The sequence below is a fragment of the Leptolyngbya sp. CCY15150 genome, assembly GCF_016888135.1.
Classification (GTDB): domain Bacteria; phylum Cyanobacteriota; class Cyanobacteriia; order RECH01; family RECH01; genus RECH01.
Map to the genome: position 1 here is coordinate 1 of NZ_JACSWB010000216.1, position 2,317 is coordinate 2,317.

Consider the following 2,317-nt stretch of genomic DNA (forward strand, 5'->3'; position numbering starts at 1 on the left):
GTTCTACCCGACCATTTTTGCCGTACTAAGGGATTAATGGCAAACCTCTCGTCTACAGAAAAGAAGACATTCATTAAATTACTTGATAAGTTGAGATTGGGTACACCAGCGCTGTCTGATCTAGGTTCTGACACAAGTGTTTGAGCTGTACTTGCTGAGCAGTCCGCTCAACTACACCGTGACGAACTGGTGGATCACCGCGACGGGGTCAGTCACAACCGCATCCATATTTGCGCGGTGATAATGGTTCTTGCGTAAGTCCTGTAAGGTTTTAGCAGCAGGCTCGGCAGATGATCAAGCAGCGTGATGACCATCTGCACCAGAAGTAATGCCCTCTTTTCTGCCCAAATTTTACCGCTTTCACCGGGCAGTGATGTTTTAGATGCTCGCAGTGGTGCCGCTACATCCCACAACCCAGGACACCTCTCCAACCTAAGCGATTCATGGTGTTACTGAATCAAGGTATGAACCTCTAGCTAGAAGTTCTGAAACTCCATGCAAAATATTGCGAAATCATACGACTATTCAGCAATAACCGATCTATCAGGTGATCGGGTTAAACACGCCATTCATTCAAGATTGTGGAGTGCCCAGATGTCTATAGCCCCCTTTTCGAGGGGACGGCGAAGCGGGGGATCAACTGCAGGATGGTGCAGCCATGAACATTCAACCGGATTTGATATGATTCGCACGCTGTGGCGAGGACTAGACAGCACCTGAGACACCTCACTCTATCTAGGACATGTCGTTGTTTATTTTCAATTCAGTAAATCCACTGATGTTTTACTCTGGATTAGGTAAACTTGCCAACTAGAGTGAGTAAAGACTATCATTAAACGGTATCAATTCTTACGTTAATTTGAATTTCTTACGTTAATTTGAATTGATTGTGCCCCTCTCCTCTACTTATGGGATTGATGCCACAACGCTGCGACGGCTAATTGTTTTGTTTATTATTGAGGATTGGTTAAGCATAGTGGGAGATCATTCGTCCCGTCCGGATCGCTTGGAATTGAGTGGCTCACGACAACTGACATCATGGCTATTGGAGCAAAATCTGAGCCTAGCCTTTACCACCTATCAAGCCGGAAAGGTATTTTGGATTGGATTGCAGCCCAATGGTCAGCTATCGGTCTTTGAGCGCACCTTTGAACGGTGCATGGGATTAACGGTTCATGAAAATAGTTTATACCTGAGTACGCTCTATCAACTGTGGCGCTTTGAAAATAGCCTCAGTGCAGGTCAAGTGTATGAGGGCTATGATGCCGTTTATGTGCCTCAGATGTCCTACATCACGGGCGATCTGGATATTCATGATGTGGTGATGGCGGAGGGCAATCCTCGGCCAATTTTTGTCAATACGCTGTTTAGCTGCTTGGCGACTGTCAGTGATACCCATAGCTTTGTGCCGCTGTGGCATCCGCCGTTTATTAGCAAATTAGCTGCCGAAGATCGCTGTCATCTGAATGGATTAGCGATGCGAGACGGGCAACCGCGCTATGTCACCGCCGTGAGCCAGAGTGATGTGGCGGATGGCTGGCGCGACCATCGCAGCGGCGGGGGTTGTGTCATCGATATAGAGAGCAATGAAATCCTAGCGACAGGGTTATCGATGCCGCATTCGCCGCGCTGGTATCGCGATCGCCTTTGGTTGCTGAACTCAGGCACGGGGGAATTTGGCTATATCGATCATAAGAGCGGTCAATTTGAAGCGGTGACTTTTTGTCCAGGCTATCTGCGAGGGCTAGCCTTTGCCGGAGATTTTGCCATTGTTGGGCTATCAGAACCCCGGCACAACAAAAGCTTTCAAGGGTTGCCGTTAGACGCGGCATTGGCAGAAAAGGGAGCCGTAGCGAGATGTGGCATTGGCGTGATTGATCTGCGCAGTGGTGATCTGGTGCATTCATTGCGCATCGAAGGCGTGGTTTCAGAATTGTATGACGTGGTGACGATTCCGGGAGTGCGGTCTCCCATGGCGATCGGCATTCGTTCTGATGAAATTCGTCGAGTGATTTCGATGGGCGATGGGTAACGGGAAAAAGGTTACTCGTTCACAGGGTTAGAAAAACGTCCTAGCCGTTCCGCAGCCACAGAATCGGCGTCTAGCTCCGTGAGTTTGCTTTGTGTCTTTCATATCACTTATTTGAGCGATCGCCCTTGATGACCCAAAGGCGATCGCTCAAATACCATCCATCCTCTGACCATGAGCGCTCAGACAACCTCTCAGCTTCAGGGTATCGGGATGGATGAACCGTAAACCCCATTTAAGGAATCTAAATCCATGAGCTTCGACCCTATTTTGAACCTTTCCAGCCTC

The 2,317-nt window shown here is 48.6% G+C and carries 1 protein-coding gene; it reads left to right on the forward strand.

Annotated elements, in window-relative coordinates; all coding sequences use genetic code 11:
* Positions 1-973: 973 nt before the first annotated feature.
* On the forward strand, positions 974-2,032 hold the full coding sequence (locus tag JUJ53_RS16150; RefSeq protein ID WP_204153069.1) for a TIGR03032 family protein: 1,059 nt from the start codon (positions 974-976) through the stop codon (positions 2,030-2,032).
* Positions 2,033-2,317 lie beyond the last annotated feature (285 nt).